Below are 14,716 nucleotides of genomic sequence, written 5' to 3'. Positions count from 1 at the left end.
CACGCCACCCGCATGAACTCTGTCTGTTCAGTAAGAACGGTGGAAACCGCAGCGCATCGCTGTCATACTCGACCAGTTGCCAGGCGTACAACACGCCGCCCTCGCATGGGCAAGTCAGCAGGAAAGTCATATGAACGACGCGCCATTACTGAATTGCGGACACCCCACCGATGTCGCGGACGGACGTCGATGAGCGCGTTCTCACAGCTCAAGCAGGCCGACGGCACGCTGGTCGACTTCGACCGCACGGCTGAGCCGCCGATCAAGCGGCCGTCGCGGTGGTCGCTGGCCAACTGGCCGGTCCGGTGGAAAGTGCTCGCGATCGTATTGGTGCCGCTTGTCGTGGCGGCGACGTTCGGCGGTCTGCGCATCTACAGCAGCGCGACGCAGGCATCGGAGCTGCGGCTGGCCGCCGAGCGCGTCGACATGCTGCCCGCCGTCGACAACTACATGGCCTCGCTCGAGGCGGCGATGCTGGCACGCTCGACCGGCGGTGACACCCAGGCGGCGCTGACGGCGTTCGACGCCAACCGCCAACAGCTGCAGACCCAGTTGTCCGGGACCGACGTCGCCCCCGACGTCGGTGACGGGGTCCGGACCCTGATCGACGGCGGTCAGGCGCTGATGGACAAGGTCACCTCCAACAGCATCGGCCTGCGCGACACCATCCAGGCGTACGCGTTGTTGTTGCTGCCCGCCGAGGACGCCATCAACGGCTCGGTCCGTGTGGACGACGAACGCATCCGTGCCGAGACGGCCGGGCTGTCAAGGGCAGTCGGGGCGCGCGGCCAGATGACGATGCAGCGGCTGACCATCACCCGCGGCGGTGAACTACCCGAACCCGAGCTGCGCACCTCGATGATCGCGCTGGCCGGCACCGAGCCCTCGACGCTGTTCGGGATGAGCCAGGTGCTCGGCGTCGGCTCGCCGGACGCCCAGAAGTTGCAGGCCGAATTCGTCAAGCGGATGGCCCTGTTGACCGACCCGGCCGTTCCGCTGGTCAACAACCCCGAGCTGTTGGCCTCGGTGAACGCCACCGAAGACATCGCCCGCCAGGTCACCGAGAACACCACCGCCTCGGTGACCTCCGCGGTCGGCGAGAGGGCCGCGGCCGCCCGCAGCACGCTCGTGCGCGACGCGGTGGTCGTCGCAGTGGTGATCCTGCTGGCGCTGGTCGTCGTCATCGTGGTGGCGCGGTCGCTGGTGCGGCCGCTGCGCCGGCTGCGCGACAGCGCGCTCAAGGTGGCCCACGAAGACCTCACCCGCGAGATCGAACACGTCCGCGCAGGCGGGGAGGCCCCGCCGGTCGACCCGATCCCGGTGCACACCTCCGAGGAGGTCGGGCAGGTCGCCCATGCCGTTGACGAGCTGCACGAGCAGGCGCTGCTGCTGGCCAGCGAGCAGTCCCGGCTGCAGCTGCAGGTCGGCGACATGTTCGAGACCCTTTCCCGGCGCAGCCGCTCACTGGTCGACCAGCAGCTGGCGCTGATCGACCGCCTGGAACGCAACGAAGAGGACCCCGAACGGCTGGACAGCCTCTTCCGGTTGGACCACCTCGCCGCGCGCATGCGCCGCAACGGCGCCAACCTGCTGGTGCTCGCCGGGGCCAGGGTCCCGCGGGAGCAGGCCGACCCGGTGCCCGTTTCGGCGGTGATCAACGCCGCCGCCTCCGAAGTGGAGGACTACACCAGGGTGGTCACCGCGACCGTGCCCGACAGCGAAGTCGTCGGCGCCGTCGCAGGCGACATCGTGCACCTGCTCGCCGAACTGCTCGACAACGCGCTGCGCTACTCGCCGCCGGTCTCCCAGGTGCGTGTCTCGGCGGTGCACACCGCCAACGGGGGCCTCGTCATCGAGGTCAGCGATATCGGGCTGGGCATGACCGAGTCGGACCTGCGGGTCGCCAATACGCGCCTGCAGTCCGGCGGCGAGGTCACCCCGTACACCGCGCGGCACATGGGCCTGTTCGTCGTCGGCCGCCTCGCCGCCCAACACGGCCTGGTGGTCCGGCTGCGCAGCACCGTTGCCGGCGAACCGAATTCGGGTATGACCGCGGGTGTCTACATCCCGACCGAGCTGCTGGCGCAGACCGAGGAGACCGACCAGTTCAGCTCGCAGGAGTACGCCAGCCCGGCCGATGCACACGCCGGCATCGCGACCGCGCTCGCGCTCGACGAGGACCATTACGCCGACGAGCGCGACCCGCGCAGTGAGCCCGCGTACAACGGTCGTCTCGGTGGTCACCTCGATGGTCACCTCGACGTGCCCGAGACGCTGCTGCCGCAACGCCATCCGGGCGCCAGCGGGATCTCCGGCACCCCGTCGGCCCCTGCCCAACCCGAACCCGAACCTGAACCGGTGCGCGTCGCCGAACCGTCGGCCACGGCGGGCTCAGACGACGCGATTTACCAGAAGATGCTGTCGGAGTGGCTGGTCGATCCGACCGAGCTGGCCAGCAGCACGGACTTGAACTGGGAATCGGTATGGGACCACGGCTGGTCGGCGGCCGCCGCCGCCGAGGAAGCGCCCGTGCAGCACCACACCGAGGAGGGTCTTCCGGTGCGCGAACCCGGCGCCAGGTTGGTGCCCGGCGGCGCCGACGAGCCCGTCGCGCAGACCGAGCAGCCTGACGGCGGGGTCCAGGTAGCATCGGCGGCTGAGCTCGACACCGCAGGGCCAGCGGCGTCCCCAACTGCGCGACACCGTGATCCTGAGGCCGTCCGCGCGAGCATCAGCAGTCACTTCGGCGGGGTGCACGCCGGCCGCTCCCACGCCCGAGAGACCAGAGGAACAGAGAACGAATGAGCCATCAGCCGCAGCGCGACTCGCTTGATTGGCTGGTCTCCAAATTCGCCAGCGAAGTGCCGGGAGTCTCGCACGCCGTGCTGGTGTCCGCTGACGGGCTGCTGATGGCGGCCAGCGCGCACATTCCGACCGAACGTGCCGACCAACTCGCCGCGGTGGCCTCGGGGTTGGCCAGCCTGTCGACCGGCGCCGCGCAGCTGTTCGACGGCGGCCACGTGTTGCAGTCGGTGGTCGAGATGGAGAACGGCTACCTGTTGCTGATGCGCGTCGGCGACGGATCGAATCTGGCGACGCTGGCGACACGTAACTGCGACATCGGCCAAATCGGTTACGAGATGGCGATCTTGGTGGAACGGGTGGGTTCTGTGGTGCAGTCGGGGCGGCGGCGCGCACCCTCGCACTCGTGAGCGCGTATGGACCAATGGGAACGCGATCTCGCCGACGAGCCGAGCCTCGTGCGGCCCTACATCCTGACCGCCGGGCGCACCGACCCGGGCGTCCATCTGCCGATCGAGGCGCCGATCGAGACACTGCCCGACGACAAGCCGATCCGGTGGCCCGGTAACGATGTACGGGGCCAGATCCTGCGGCTGTGCCACGATCACCCGTCGGTCGCCGAGATCGCCGCGCAGCTATCCTTGCCGCTTGGTGTGGCACGGGTGCTGATCGGAGACCTGGTGACGCAGGGTTACCTGCGGGTGCACACCACCCTCGACGATGCGGCGACGCCAGACGAACGACGCGAACTGATAGGGAGGACGCTGCGTGGCCTCAGGGCACTCTGAGGGGCGCCACGCCTCGACGCGGTCTGCGCGCGAGCGCGAGCGCTCATCCTCCTCATGGTCTTCGCGCGAGCGCTCATCCTCGGCCAAGATCGTCGTCTCCGGCGGCTTCGGAGCCGGCAAGACAACGTTCGTGGGCGCCGTCTCCGAGATCATGCCGCTGCGAACCGAAGCGCTGTTCACCGACGCATCGACAGGCATCGACGGCCTCGACGCCACCCCGGACAAGAACACCACCACGGTGGCCATGGACTTCGGGCGCATCACCCTGGCCGAGGACCTCGTGCTGTATTTGTTCGGCACGCCGGGACAGCGGCGGTTCTGGTTCATGTGGGACGACCTGGTGCGCGGCGCGATCGGCGCCATCATCCTGGTCGACGTCCGCCGCCTCGCCGACAGCTTCGCCGCGGTCGACTTCTTCGAGGCGCGTAAGCTGCCGTTCCTGATCGCAGTGAACCAATTCGACGACGCCCCAAGATATCCCGTCGGTGCGGTGCGCAAGGCGCTGGCGTTGTCCGAGCGGGTTCCGGTGATCACCGTCGACGCCCGTGATCGCCGGTCCGCGCGCGCAGCGTTGATCACCGTCACCGAATACGCGCTCGCCAGCCTCACGACATTGCCCAGCTGAGTGGACACCGACGAAACGGTCTGGGCCGAAAAGGAATTCGTCGGCCACGACTTCCGGAACGAGGACCTCAGCCGGCTGCGCACCGAACGCACCGTGTTCGACGAGTGCGATTTCCGCGGCGTCGACCTGACCGAGTCCGAGCACGTCGGCTCGGCGTTCCGCAACTGCGCCTTCGAGCGGGCTACCCTGCACCACAGCAGCTTTCGGCAATGCAGCCTGCTCGGCTCGGTGTTCACCAACGCCCGGTTGCGGCCGCTGATCCTGGTCGACGTCGACTTCACGCTGGCGGTGCTGGGCGGCTGCGACCTGCGCGGCGTCGACCTGTCCGGGAGCCGGCTCAGAGAAGCCGGCCTGGTGGACGCCGATCTGCGCAAGGCGGTGCTTCGCGGCGCCGACCTGGGCGGGGCGCGGGTGCAGAACACCCGCTTCGACGAGGCCGATCTGCGCGGGGCGCGCATCGACCCGACGCTGTGGACCACTGCCACACTGCGCGGCGCCAAGATCGACGTCGCGCAGGCCCTGGCCTACGCCGCCGCGCACGGCCTGGACATCCACGGCGGCTGACCAGCACCGAAGACAAACTCGCTGATCAAAAAACCGCACGTCGCGACGTGTTCAAGCACACATCGGCAACCGTCGCATCGCCGAGGCCGAATTACTACGGTCCGTAGTATGCAGCTGACCCGCTTCACCGACCTCGGGCTACGCGCCATGATGCTGCTGGCCGACGGCGAAGCCGGCGACCAGCGGATCACCACCCGCTCGATCGCCGTGGGCGCCAACGTTTCCGAACACCACGTCGCCAAGGCGGTCGCCCGGCTCGCGGAACTGGGCGTGGTGCACGCGCGCCGCGGCCGGGTCGGCGGGCTCAGCCTCACCGACGCCGGACGTCACGCATCGGTGGGCTGGCTGGTGCGTCGTCTGGAGGACGACAGGGAAGTCATCGAATGCGACGGTGCCGATCCGTGTCCGCTGGTGCCGGCATGCCGGCTCCGGCGTGCGCTGGCGGCGGCCAAGGAAGCGTTCTACCGCGAGCTCGACCACTACACCGTCAGCGATCTGACCAGGGACACAGGGCTTTTGGTGATCTCTGGACCGCAGTCCCGGGTCGGGCAGCAGCCCGACCCGCAACCCATCGAAAGGACCGCCCGATGACCGCGATTGCCGCTGCCCCGCTCGCGCTGGAACCGCAGCATGTCGAGATCGTGTCCGCGACACTTCCGCTGATCGGCGCACACATCGACGAGATCACCGCGGAGTTCTACCGGCGGATGTTCGAAAACCATCCCGAACTGCTGCGCAACCTGTTCAACCGCGGCAATCAGGCCCAAGGCGCACAGCAGCGGGCGTTGGCCGCCTCGATCGCGACCTTTGCCGCCCACCTCGTCGACCCGGACCTGCCCCACCCTGCAGAGCTGCTGTCGCGGATCGGCCACAAACACGCGTCGTTGGGCGTCACCGCCGAGCAGTACCCGATCGTGCACGACAACCTGTTCGCCGCGATCGTCGCGGTGTTGGGCGCCGACACGGTGACCGACGAGGTCGCCGCCGCGTGGGACCGGGTGTACTGGATCATGGCGCAGACGCTGATCGACCTAGAGCGCGACCTCTACCGAGCGGCCGGCGTCGACGACGGCGATGTCTACCGCCGTGCCCGCGTCGTCTCCCGCGTCGACGACCCGTCCGGCGCGGTGCTGCTGACGGTTCGGCCCGACGGTGTTCCGGTGACGGAATTCGTTGCGGGGCAGTATGTTTCGATAGGGGTCACGATGCCCGACGGTGCCCGCCAGCTGCGCCAGTACAGCCTGGTGAACAAGCCGGGGTCACACGAGCTGACGTTCGCGGTCAAACCGGTGGCCGCCACCGCCGAACAGCCCGCGGGGGAGGTGTCCAGCTGGATCGCCGCCAACGTGTGCGTCGGCGACATCCTCGACGTCACCGTGCCGTTCGGAGACCTACCCGCGCCGACCGGTGAGCGGCCGCTGGTGCTCATCTCCGCAGGCATCGGCATCACCCCGATGATCGGCCTTCTGGAAGCTCTGGTGGCCGACGCGCCCTCGACCACGGTGCGGGTGCTGCACGCCGACCGTTGCGACCAGAGCCACCCGCTGCGCGAACGACAGCGCGAACTGCTCGCCGCGCTGCCCAATGCCACGTTGGACATCTGGTACGAGGACGGCCTGACCGGCGGTGCGCCCGGGGTGCATGCCGGGCTGCTGACACTGGACGGCATCGAACTGCCCGCCGCGGCCGACGTTTACCTGTGCGGCAACAACGGCTTCGTGCAGGCGGTGCGAAACCAACTGATGGCCCTCGGGGTACCGGCGGCACGGGTGCACAGCGAGCTGTTCTCACCCAACGACTGGCTGTTGTCCTGAAACCCACGCAAAGCGCCGAATTCGGCGCGGCAGCGCGCAAGGATGGGGGCATGGCTGACACCTGGGACACCATCGACCGCTACGTCGTCATCTCCACCGACACGCACGCCGGTGCCGACCTGTACGACTACAAGCCATACCTGCCCGCGGCGCTTCACGAGGACTTCGATGCGTGGGCGAAAACCTACGTCAGCCCGTTCGACGACCTGGTCATCGCCACCGCGCAGCGCAACTGGGATCACGACCTGCGAATGTCGGAGATGGACGCCGACGGGGTGGCCGCCGAGGTGTTGCTGCCCAACACCGTGCCACCGTTCTTCCCGACCACCCCGAACATCACCATCACGCTGCCGCGCACCCGTGCCGAGTTCGAAAAGCGCTGGGCCGGTGTGCAAGCCCACAACCGCTGGCAGGTCGACTTCTGTTCGCTAGCCCCGACACGGCGGCGGGGACTGATCCAGGTCTTCCCGAACGACGTCGACCTGGCCCTCGACGAGATCCGTTGGGGCGCCGAGCATGGCTGCTTCGGCGGTGTGCTGGTGCCCGCCGTCTCACCCGGCGACCCGTCGGTCGCCCCGCTGTTCCACACCCGCTACGAGCCGCTGTGGGCGCTGTGCACCGAACTGGATCTCACCGTGGTTCAGCATGCCGGGGCGGGAAGCCCGGTGATGCCGATGGACCAGCCGGCGTCCAATGCGGTGCTGGTGACCGAGATGGCGATGTGGGCTCAGCGCACGGTTGCGCACCTCATCCTGGCCGGCGTCTTCGAACGTCATCCCGAACTGCGGTTCGTCGCCACCGAACAGGGCACGTTGTGGCTACAAGGCCAGATGATGATGCTCGACGCGATGGTGCCCAGCATGAAATCCGAGGCCGGCAACCGCACGTACGGAATGTTCGGTGGTTCGTCGATCGACGAGCTGACCATGGCGCCCAGCGACTACGCCAAACGCAACTGCTATCTGGCCTCTGAGCTCACGCCGTTCGAGTCGTCGATGATCGCTTACCTTGGCCCAGAACACCTCATGTGGGGCAGCGACTATCCGCACGAGGAAGGGTTCGCGCCGCATTCCAGGCAGGCGATCCAGTGGGCGTTGCACGACCAGCCCGAGGAGGACTGCCGCAAGATTCTGGCGGGTAACGCCGCACGGCTGTACCGGTTCGACTTGGCCGCCCTCACGCCGGTGGCCACCGAGATCGGCCCGACCGTCGACCAAGTGCACAAGCCGTTGGGGGACACCGGTTATACCGCGCCTGCGGCGTTCGCCTACCGACCCTTCGAAGGCGGGTTGGCCCTCAAGCGGTTGGCGCCGCTGCGCGGCGATGGTTGATGCCGGTGTCGCTCAGAAGTTGTTGCAGGTGCTGGCCACCCGCATGATGACCGGAGTGAACTGGCTGGCGCCCGGCGTCGCCTGCGCCTGCGCGACCATCCCGCGACGCGTCTCGGGCGGAGCGGCGATCAGGCTCTTCAGCCAGCCGGTGGCCGCCGGAGCCGACTCCAACTGCCTGGCGAGCTGGGGCGATTCGGCGTTCAGCGCCGCGACGACCTGTGGATAGGTGCACGTCGAGTACACAATGGTGTCGATGTCCGGTTGCGCGGATGCGATACCTGCCCCCACGCCGGCACCCGTCGCCAGCAGCATGGCCATACCGCCAGAGGCGAAAGCCAATTTCGTCGTCGACCGCATTCGGTATACCTTCCGGGCTGAAGTGAAGGCTTCACGCTAACACTGTCCGCGGGTTGTGTGCGGTTTTCGGTGATCAGGCGCCTTTTAGCCGGATCTTCCAGCGCACGAACGACGCGTAGCCCACGCAGATCGCGGCCAGCATGGCCATGTCGAACAGCCAGGTGCCCGACGAATGCTCCCAGTGCCGGTCGTCGGGCGTCAGCGGGCCCGGCACGAGCCGGATCAGGTCGATCGTCGACGCCGACGCCGCGAAACCCCAGCGCGCCGGGGTGAACCAGGACATCTGGTCGAGCACGATGCGGTCCGTGACGGGGATCATGCCGCCGGAGAACACCAGCTGCGACATGATCGCCACCACCAACAGCGGCATGATCTGTTCGTTGGATTTCGCCAGCGCCGACAGTGCCAGCCCGACCATGGCCGCGGCCACCGTCGTCACCGCGATGTCGACGAACAACTCGATGCTGCGGTTGCCGATCAGCGCCCCCCGCTCCACTGCGCCTGCGCCCCAACCCTTACCGATGATCGCGATGGCGGTGACGATCGCCGACTGGATGACCGCGAACACGGTGAATACGAAAATCTTCGCCAAAAGGTATGCCGTCGTTGACAATCCGACCGCCTGCTCGCGGCGATAGATCGCTCGTTCGCCGATCAGTGCGCGGATCGTCAGCGCGGTGCCCATGAAGATGGCACCGACGTTGAGCATCACCAGGATCTGGCCGGGTTCGTTGGGCGCTGCGCCGCCCTGGATCGCGGGCACGGGCACACCGAAGCCGACGTCGCCGGGTACCGAAAGCGACAGCACGCCCATGATGAACGGCAGCAGCATCAGGAACGCGAAGTAACCGCGGTCCGACACCACCAGCCGCACCTGGCGTCGCGCGATCGTCGAGAACTGCCTGCGCACGCTGGTGCGCGTCGGGTTGCCGAGGTCGGAGGGCCGCTCGGTCGGCGGCGGGGGCGGCGGGGGACCGTGCTGTGCCAGGAACCTCTGGTTGGCCGCTTCCGGATCGCTGGCCACCGCGCTGAAGATGTCGGCCCAGTTGGTGGTGCCCATCGACGAACCGATCTGGTTGGGCGGGCCGTAGAACGCCGTCATACCGCCGGGAGCCAGCAGCAGCACCTGATCGCACACGTCGAGGTAGGTCAGCGAGTGCGTGACGACCAGCACCACACGGCCGGCGTCGGCGAGTTGCCGCAGCATCGTCATGACCTGCCGGTCCAGCGCCGGGTCCAGACCCGACGTCGGCTCGTCCAGGATCAGCAACGACGGGCCGGTGAGCAGTTCCAGCGCCACCGACGCCCGCTTGCGCTGCCCGCCGGACAGCTTGTCGACGCGGGTGTCGGCGTGCCGGGTCATCTCCAGCTCCTCGAGCACCTGCGCGACGACCTGTTCGCGGTCTTCTCGGGTGGTGTCCGGGGGCAGCCGCAGTTCGGCGGCGTACATCAGCGCCTGGTTGACGGTCAGCTGACCGTGCACCACGTCGTCCTGGGGCACCATCCCGATCCGGGAGCGCAGCGAGGCGTACTCGGCGTGGATGTTGTGGCCCTCGAAGGTCACGGTGCCCGACGTCGGATGCGTGTAGCCGGCCACCAGCCGGGCGAACGTCGACTTGCCCGCGCCGGACGGGCCGATCACGGCCGTCAACGTGCCCGGCCGCGCCGCGATCGAGATGTTGTCCAGCAGCGTCTTGTTGTTCTCGATCGTCCAGGTGACCCCGTGCACCTCGAGCCCGCCGGTGCGGGTGGCCGCCTCGGTCTCGGTGCGCCGGACCAGGGTGCCGCCCGAGAAGACCAGGTCGATGTTGCCGATCGTGACGGTGTCCCCGTCGTGCAGCACCGCCGTGTCCACCCGCGCCCCGTTGACGAACGTGCCGTTGATGCTGCGGTTGTCGCGGATCTCCGTACCTGCCGCGGTGGGCACCAGCGTGGCGTGGTGGCGTGACGCCAGCACGTCGGGCACGACGATGTCGTTGTCGGTGGCGCGGCCGATCTTGACGGCGCCCGGCACGCCGGCGTCGGCGGGCCTGCCGGGCCGCAGGATCTTGAGCATGCTGGTCGCGAGGTTGCCCTCGCTGGAGCGGGGTGCGGCCGTCGGCCCCATCGCCGTCACCGATTCCAGCGACGACGACGACATCGGCGCAGGGGCGCGCCGAGCCGGTTGCGGGGTGCTCGGCGGGTAGGTCGTGGCGCCGGGGGTATGTGCCTGCGGCCCGGTGGGATATCGCGGCGGCGGGGGCTGCGTGGGGTAGGTCGGTTGCGGCCGCGACATGTGCGACGGCGGTAGTGCCGAAACCTCCGGAACCTGAGGTCCCGCGGTGGGCCAGTTTCCCGAGCCCGGGCGCTGCTGGGTGGCGATGGGCACCGCCGTGGTCGGCGTGCGGCCCGCGGCGCCTTGATGGCGACCGACCTCGAAGGTCAGCCGCGGACCGTCGGGGTTGCCGATGTTGATGCTCTGCCCGTCGACGATGTCGACTGCGGGCACGCGGCGGTTGTTGACGAACATCCCGTTGAGGCTGCCGTTGTCGATCGCGACCCACCGGCCCTGATCGAACCGCAGCACCAGGTGTGCCCGCGAGATCAGCGGATGGGCGATACGGACGTCGGCGCGCAGGTCTCGACCGACGACCACGTCGTTGCCCGGCGCGAAACTTCGCGTCGAGCCGTCGTACCGGACGGTCAGCGCAGGGGGAATGGATCGGCTCGTCGGAGCCGGACGGCCGGCGACATTTGACATCGCGACCAACTGTATCGGGTAGTCAGCCGCATGGAATGTTCCACCGCGCGGTGTCGGTGATCTGCTGCAGCGCCGCCATCTGGTCGCCGCGGGCGGTGATGATGTGGGCGAAAGCCGCGTCCACGATGGTCTCGCCGGCGCGCGCCCACGTCGTGCGGCAACCGCTGTGCGACTTCGGTCGGGGTGCTCACGGCGACCTCCTCTGATATAGAGGGAACTCTCTATTATAGGGTAGGGCAATGCCGCGGCCCGCGCGATACACCACCGACGAATTATTGGATGCCGCTGCGGCGCTGTTGGACCAAGACGGCCCTGCCGCGGTGACGATGTTGGCGGTCGCCCGCGCGGTCGGCGCCCCGAGCGGTTCGATCTATCACCGCTTCCCGACGCGGGCCGCGTTGTGCGGTCAGCTGTGGATGCGCACCGAGGAACGTTTTCTGACCGGTTTCATCGCCACCGTCGGCAAGCCTCGCGACGCGCAACAGCGGTGTGTGGCCGGCGCGGTTTTCACCGTGCAGTGGTGCCGCGCGCATCCCAGTGAGGCCAAGGTGTTGCTCGTCGGCGCCGACGCGCTGGGCGCCGACGAATGGCCTGAGGAAGTGCGCGCACATCAACGGTGCCTGCGCCGTCGACTGCGGGCGGTGCTCACGGGCATCCACGCCGACGCCGACCGGGTGAGCGCCGCGGTGATCGACATCCCGTACGCCGTGGTGCGGCGCCATCTGGTGGCCGGGCGCGCGGTGCCCGCCGGCGTGGACGCCATCGTCTCGGACTGCGCGAAGGCGCTCATCCCGCCGAGTTGACCGTCGGTGCGGCGCGTCGCCGCAAATCGCGCGCGGTTCGTGGTCACACTGAGTCATGGTGTCTGCGACGCCTGCGGTCCTGGTTTTCGGCGCGGCGGTAGGGGTGAGCCTGGCGACGGCGCTGCTGCCGTCGACCGCCGTCGCGCAGACGTCGTATCCGACCGACGATCGGGGTTTCGTCGCCTCCTCGGTGCGCTGCGACGCCCCGCAGTCAGCGGTCAGTTTCGGTCGCACCGCGCAATCGCTCGTGGCGATCTGCCTGGCGCCCGACGGCCACTACGAATACCGCGGCGCCCGACTGGGCGACGACGCGGTGCTCGTCGTCGTCGCCGAACCCACGGTGCCCGGCGAGTTCTTCGCCCAGAAGGACGGGGCCACCTACACCGTCACCGCCAAGCAACTCGTCATCAAGACCGACGAGTGGGTGCGCGCCGAGCCGATGCTGGACTTCCAGACGCCGCCGATGGTGCCGGTGCCGCCGCAGTAGCGCGACGTCAGCCCGGCGTGCCGACCGCGGTGTAGTCGGGTGAGCCGGTCACCACGCAGCGGGTCTGGCTGTAGATCGTGGCCATGCACTTGTTGCAGTGCGTGCACGCAGAGAACACCGAGTGCCTGTCGCCGTCGGCCTGGATCCGGTTGATCAGGTCGGGTTCGGCGAGCAGCGCGCGGCCCATCGCGACGAAGTCGAACCCCTCGGCCATCGCCAGATCCATGGTTTCGCGGTTGGTGATGCCGCCGAGCAGGATCAGCGGCATCTTCAGCTCGGCGCGGAACAGCTTGGCGTCGCGCAGCAGATAGGCCTCGCGGTACGGGTACTCGCGGAAGAACTTCTTGCCGGTCATCCGGATACCCCAGCGCAGCGGCGGCTTGAACGCGCCCGCGAACTCCTTGACCGGCGCGCCGCCGCGGAACAGATACATCGGGTTGACCAGGGAGCTGCCCGCGGTCAACTCGATCGCGTCCAGGCCGCCGTCCTCCTCGAGCCACTTGGCCGTCTGCAGCGACTCCTCGAGCGAGATGCCCGCGCGCACGCCGTCGGCCATGTTGAGCTTGGCGGTGACCGCGATCGGCGTGCCCGCCGCCTCCACCGCGCGGCGCACCGCCATCACGGTGCCGCGGGCGACCTTGGCGCGGTTCTGCAGCGAGCCACCGAATTCGTCGGTGCGCCGGTTGATCAGCGGGCTCAAAAAGGAACTGGCGAAGTAGTTGTGGCCGAGGTGGATCTCGACCGCGTTGAACCCGGCGTCGATCGCGAACCGGGCCGCTTTGGCGTGGGCGGCCATGATGTCGTCGATGTCGTCGCGGCTGGCCTTTCTGGCGAAGCGCATCGCCAGCGGGTTGAAAAACCGCACCGGCGCGTAGGCCTTCGCCTTGTTGGACCGGGCGTCGGCCACCGGCCCGGCGTGCCCGATCTGCGCGCTGATCGCCGCGCCCTCGGCGTGGATCGCATCGGTGAGCCTGCGCAGCCCGGGAATCGCCTCGGGGCGCCACCAGATCTGCCTGCCCTCGGTGCGTCCGCCCGGGGCCACCGCCAGATAGGCCACCGTGGTCATGCCGACGCCACCGGCGGCGGGGAGCCGGTGGTAGGTGATCAGGTCCTCGGTGACAAGCGCGTTGGGCGTGCAGGCCTCGAAGGTCGCCGCCTTGATGATGCGGTTGCGCAGCGTCACCGGGCCGAGCTTGGCCGGGGTGAACACATTCCGGGGAGTGTCCATGCACTGAAGCCTGCCACAATGACCGATGTGGGTGCGATAACACTGGACGGTAAGGCCACGCGCGACGAGATCTTTGTCGACCTGACCAAACGGGTCGCGGCGCTGACCGCGGCCGGGCGCACGCCCGGGCTCGGCACCGTGCTGGTCGGCGACGACCCCGGTTCACATGCCTACGTCCGCGGCAAGCACGCCGACTGCGCGAAGGTCGGCATCAACTCGATCCGCCGGGACCTACCCGCCGACACCAGCCAGGCCACGCTCGACGCGACCATCGACGAGCTCAACGCCAACCCGGAGTGCACCGGGTACATCGTGCAGTTGCCGTTGCCCAGACAGCTCAACGAGAACGCCGCGCTGGAGCGCGTGCACCCGGGCAAGGACGCCGACGGTCTGCACCCGACGAACCTGGGCCGGCTGGTGCTCAACGAGCCGGCGCCGCTGCCGTGCACCCCGCGCGGCATCGTGCACCTGCTGCGGCGCTACGACGTGCCGATCGCCGGGGCGCATGTGGTGGTGATCGGGCGCGGTGTCACGGTGGGCAGGCCGCTTGGGCTGCTGCTGACCCGTCGTTCGGAGAACGCCACGGTCACGTTGTGCCACACCGGAACCCGTGACCTGGCGGCGTTGACCCGGCAGGCCGACATCATCGTCGCCGCCGCGGGTGTGCCGCACATGGTGACCGCGGAGATGGTCCGCGCCGGCGCCGCCGTCGTCGACGTCGGGGTGAGCCGCGACGACAACGGCAAGCTCGTCGGTGACGTGCACCCCGACGTGTGGGAGGTGGCCGGGCACGTGTCACCCAACCCCGGCGGCGTCGGGCCGCTCACCCGGGCGTTCCTGCTGACGAACGTCGTGGAACGTGCGGAAGCCCTCGCCGGGACGTGACGCCCAAGGAGTTCGCCCGCAAGGTGTTCGCCGGGCAGTGGCCGATCTGGTCGGTGGGCCTGGTGTTCATCGCCGCGTTCGCGCTCGTGGTGGCGGGGTACTGGCGGCGCGGCGCGCTGGTCATGGCGATCGGCGTGGGCGCCGCCGCGGTGTTGCGGCTGCTGCTCGCCGAGGACCGCGCGGGGCTGCTGGTGGTGCGCGGCAAGCCGATCGACTTCGTCACCACCGCGACGGTCAGCGCCGTGATGTTCTACGTGGCCTGGACCATCGACCCGCTCGGCACCAGCTGACG

At 68.8% G+C, this 14,716-nt stretch carries 15 protein-coding genes; 12 read left to right on the top strand and 3 right to left on the bottom strand.

Features of this window, described 5'->3' with window-relative positions; translation table 11 throughout:
• The first annotated feature begins 189 nt into the window (after nucleotides 1-189).
• The 8 genes from K3U96_RS20160 to K3U96_RS20125 all read left to right on the top strand — a co-directional run bounded on the left by K3U96_RS20160 (nucleotide 190) and on the right by K3U96_RS20125 (nucleotide 7,924).
• Nucleotides 190-2,805 (top strand): HAMP domain-containing sensor histidine kinase, encoded by a 2,616-nt coding sequence (locus K3U96_RS20160; protein ID WP_220690884.1) that lies wholly within the window; start codon nucleotides 190-192, stop codon nucleotides 2,803-2,805.
• The gene (locus tag K3U96_RS20155; RefSeq protein WP_069406235.1) at nucleotides 2,802-3,212 is read left to right on the top strand and encodes a roadblock/LC7 domain-containing protein; all 411 of its coding nucleotides are present in this window, start codon (nucleotides 2,802-2,804) and stop codon (nucleotides 3,210-3,212) included. Before K3U96_RS20160 ends, K3U96_RS20155 begins: the two co-directional genes overlap by 4 nt.
• A gap of 6 nt (nucleotides 3,213-3,218) precedes the next feature.
• Nucleotides 3,219-3,590, top strand: a complete 372-nt coding sequence (locus K3U96_RS20150; protein ID WP_069406236.1) for a DUF742 domain-containing protein — start codon at nucleotides 3,219-3,221, stop codon at nucleotides 3,588-3,590.
• A gap of 88 nt (nucleotides 3,591-3,678) precedes the next feature.
• Nucleotides 3,679-4,215, top strand: coding sequence for a GTP-binding protein (locus K3U96_RS20145; protein ID WP_230982540.1), 537 nt, complete (start codon nucleotides 3,679-3,681; stop codon nucleotides 4,213-4,215).
• Nucleotides 4,216-4,779: a pentapeptide repeat-containing protein gene (locus K3U96_RS20140; RefSeq protein WP_220690882.1), complete on the top strand. Its 564-nt coding sequence runs from the start codon at nucleotides 4,216-4,218 to the stop codon at nucleotides 4,777-4,779. It begins immediately after the preceding gene.
• 108 nt (nucleotides 4,780-4,887) lie between these two features.
• Nucleotides 4,888-5,370 carry an RrF2 family transcriptional regulator gene (locus tag K3U96_RS20135; protein WP_220690881.1) on the top strand — a complete coding sequence of 161 codons (483 nt, stop codon included), beginning with the start codon at nucleotides 4,888-4,890 and terminating at the stop codon, nucleotides 5,368-5,370.
• Nucleotides 5,367-6,593, top strand: coding sequence for a globin domain-containing protein (locus K3U96_RS20130; RefSeq protein ID WP_220690880.1), 1,227 nt, complete (start codon nucleotides 5,367-5,369; stop codon nucleotides 6,591-6,593). The genes K3U96_RS20135 and K3U96_RS20130 overlap by 4 nt, the downstream gene beginning before the upstream one ends.
• A 50-nt stretch (nucleotides 6,594-6,643) precedes the next feature.
• A complete protein-coding gene (locus K3U96_RS20125; protein ID WP_220690879.1) occupies nucleotides 6,644-7,924 on the top strand; it encodes an amidohydrolase family protein in 1,281 nt (426 codons plus the stop codon).
• A gap of 12 nt (nucleotides 7,925-7,936) precedes the next feature.
• On the opposite strand, the gene K3U96_RS20120 is transcribed toward K3U96_RS20125, so the two are convergent.
• Nucleotides 7,937-8,281, bottom strand: a complete 345-nt coding sequence (locus K3U96_RS20120; protein ID WP_069406241.1) for a hemophore-related protein — start codon at nucleotides 8,279-8,281, stop codon at nucleotides 7,937-7,939.
• A 73-nt stretch (nucleotides 8,282-8,354) separates the two neighbouring features.
• Nucleotides 8,355-11,021, bottom strand: a complete 2,667-nt coding sequence (locus tag K3U96_RS20115; RefSeq protein ID WP_220690878.1) for an FHA domain-containing protein — start codon at nucleotides 11,019-11,021, stop codon at nucleotides 8,355-8,357.
• A gap of 239 nt (nucleotides 11,022-11,260) precedes the next feature.
• On the opposite strand from K3U96_RS20115, the gene K3U96_RS20105 reads away from it, so the two are divergent.
• Both K3U96_RS20105 and K3U96_RS20100 read left to right on the top strand, forming a co-directional pair.
• A complete protein-coding gene (locus K3U96_RS20105) occupies nucleotides 11,261-11,824 on the top strand; it encodes a TetR/AcrR family transcriptional regulator (RefSeq protein ID WP_069406243.1) in 564 nt (187 codons plus the stop codon).
• 55 nt (nucleotides 11,825-11,879) lie between these two features.
• Complete coding sequence (locus K3U96_RS20100; protein ID WP_069406244.1) at nucleotides 11,880-12,311, top strand: hypothetical protein; 432 nt, start codon at nucleotides 11,880-11,882, stop codon at nucleotides 12,309-12,311.
• A 7-nt stretch (nucleotides 12,312-12,318) separates the two neighbouring features.
• Here K3U96_RS20100 and K3U96_RS20095 read toward each other — a convergent pair whose 3' ends face one another.
• Nucleotides 12,319-13,539 (bottom strand): NADH:flavin oxidoreductase, encoded by a 1,221-nt coding sequence (locus tag K3U96_RS20095; RefSeq protein ID WP_069406245.1) that lies wholly within the window; start codon nucleotides 13,537-13,539, stop codon nucleotides 12,319-12,321.
• Between the two features lie 27 nt (nucleotides 13,540-13,566).
• Between K3U96_RS20095 and K3U96_RS20090 the strand changes: the two genes are divergently transcribed.
• Both K3U96_RS20090 and K3U96_RS20085 read left to right on the top strand, forming a co-directional pair.
• On the top strand, nucleotides 13,567-14,424 hold the full coding sequence (locus K3U96_RS20090) for a bifunctional methylenetetrahydrofolate dehydrogenase/methenyltetrahydrofolate cyclohydrolase (RefSeq protein ID WP_205871060.1): 858 nt from the start codon (nucleotides 13,567-13,569) through the stop codon (nucleotides 14,422-14,424).
• Nucleotides 14,421-14,714, top strand: a complete 294-nt coding sequence (locus K3U96_RS20085; protein WP_220690877.1) for a DUF3017 domain-containing protein — start codon at nucleotides 14,421-14,423, stop codon at nucleotides 14,712-14,714. The genes K3U96_RS20090 and K3U96_RS20085 overlap by 4 nt, the downstream gene beginning before the upstream one ends.
• Nucleotides 14,715-14,716: the final 2 nt, after the last annotated feature.

It is taken from the genome of Mycolicibacterium holsaticum DSM 44478 = JCM 12374 (genome assembly GCF_019645835.1).
Taxonomy (GTDB): domain Bacteria; phylum Actinomycetota; class Actinomycetes; order Mycobacteriales; family Mycobacteriaceae; genus Mycobacterium; species Mycobacterium holsaticum.
Note: the sequence above shows the minus strand (reverse complement) of the source record. Positions and strands in the feature narration are given on the sequence as shown.